Here is a 1624-nt window from a genome sequence, read left to right as displayed (position 1 = left end):
GGTCGATGCCGGTGTACTTCGCCCACCCGCACTCGCCGTGGGAACGCGGCAGCAACGAGAACCTCAACCGCATCGTGCGCGAGTACTTCCCGAAAGGCACGGAAATCACCTCGGACCCGAAGTATCTGGCGATGGTGGCTTGCGATATCAACGACCGACCCCGTAAGATCCACAACTGGAAGAAGCCCTCCGAGATATTCGCCGAACTCGTTGAGCTAGATGCTTCGACCGCCTGAATTCGCCTAGACGTCGTCCAGCGGTTTCATCCCTGCTCAGTCGTGTCGCTCTCACCGATCTGCTGGGCGCCACCCGGGCTCGAACGACCTGCCAAGATCAACTAAGGCGCTGACGTGGTGATGCTTCTCGCCTACCCTGTCGAGGTCGCCGCGAGGCGGGGCTCGGCGCCTCGGCGGCTCGCCGTCGGCGGACGGTCGGCGACTGGGCCGTTCGCAGTAACCCGACAGAAGGGGCTGCCCGGAGAGGGGGAGTCGTGCGTAACTGGAACTGGTGACGGAGCGCGGTTCGGTGTAAAGATTCTCCACTCCATCGAAAAGGGGGCGTAATGCGCAACTGGAACTGGTGACTGCAGTGGTCGAGCGGAACGGTGTCTGCGATGAGGGGTGGGTGGCGAGCGTGCGCAACTGGAACTGGTGAATGCGACGACGTGTTGGTCACGATGGTCTGGGAGGTGTCGACATGCGTAACTGGAACTGGTGAGGCGTGGATGCAACGACGGGTCGAAGAAGCAGGCGGGGAGGTGTGGGCGATGCGCAACTGGAACTGGTGACGGTGACCGAGTCGGGGCGGGTGTCGAGCCATCCGGCTGTCGGCGCCGGCGGGGATCGTCGGAAAGGGGAATGCGGGATGCGCAACTGGAACTGGTGAGCGTTGTGATCGACGGACACGAGCGGAGAGGAGAGATGGCTGTGCGCAACTGGAACTGGTGACGTGGTACTGCCGTCCGAGATCGGGAAGAGGCAACTCGTGACATGTAGCCGTGTACGGATCTGAAGCACGCGCCGGCGACGTCCGGCCGGGGAAGGCGCGACGCGCGACGTCGATGAGGTGGCGGGGAGCCGTGAGTCGTCCGTGGCGACCCGCCCCTCAGAGTGCTCGCGCGGGCCGCGACATGGCCACGGCTGCGAGCCCCGCCGAGGCCACCGCGGCGGTCACCGCCACCGCCACGGCGGGGGAGGACCACTCGGCGAGCAGACCGGCAGCGAGAAGACCGAGCCCCTGCGCGCCGATCAGCCCCGCGGCCGCGAGGCCGGTCGCGCGCCCTCGCGCCTCGGCCGGGGTCCGGCGTACGAAACCGGCCTGTGCCTGGATCAGCGCGGCGGCCACGGCCGCGCCGCTGAGTGCCCACAACACGGTGATCGCCGCGACCGACGGTGCGAGCGCGCTCACCATCAACGGAACGCCGGCGGCCACGGCGAGCGGGAGCATCCACCGTTCCCGGGTTCGCTGGGGGACCCAACGCGTGAACACGATCGCCCCCACGACACTGCCGGCCGGGATGGCGGCCAGGAGCAACCCGACGGCGACCGGCCCGGCGCCGAGCTGCGCGGCATAGGGAGCAGCGACCCCCTCCGGGGCGATGTAGGTCCCGGCCAGCCAGACCACG

1 protein-coding gene and 1 pseudogene are annotated in these 1624 nt (G+C 67.9%); one reads left to right on the top strand and one right to left on the bottom strand.

Translation table 11 applies throughout. From position 1 onward, the window contains the following. A pseudogene (locus Ae505Ps2_RS23540) lies at window positions 1–236 on the top strand (IS30 family transposase); the annotation flags it as partial. An 868-nt stretch (window positions 237–1104) separates the two neighbouring features. Here the strand turns inward: Ae505Ps2_RS23540 and Ae505Ps2_RS23535 are convergent. After that, window positions 1105–1624, bottom strand: a 520-nt coding sequence (locus tag Ae505Ps2_RS23535) for an MFS transporter (RefSeq protein WP_212567664.1), incomplete at its 5' end; no start/stop codon positions are given.

Origin of the sequence: Pseudonocardia sp. Ae505_Ps2 (assembly GCF_001932425.1) — a bacterium.
Lineage (GTDB): Bacteria > Actinomycetota > Actinomycetes > Mycobacteriales > Pseudonocardiaceae > Pseudonocardia.
The sequence above is the reverse complement of the archived record's forward strand: the minus strand, read 5'-3'. Positions and strand labels throughout refer to the sequence as shown.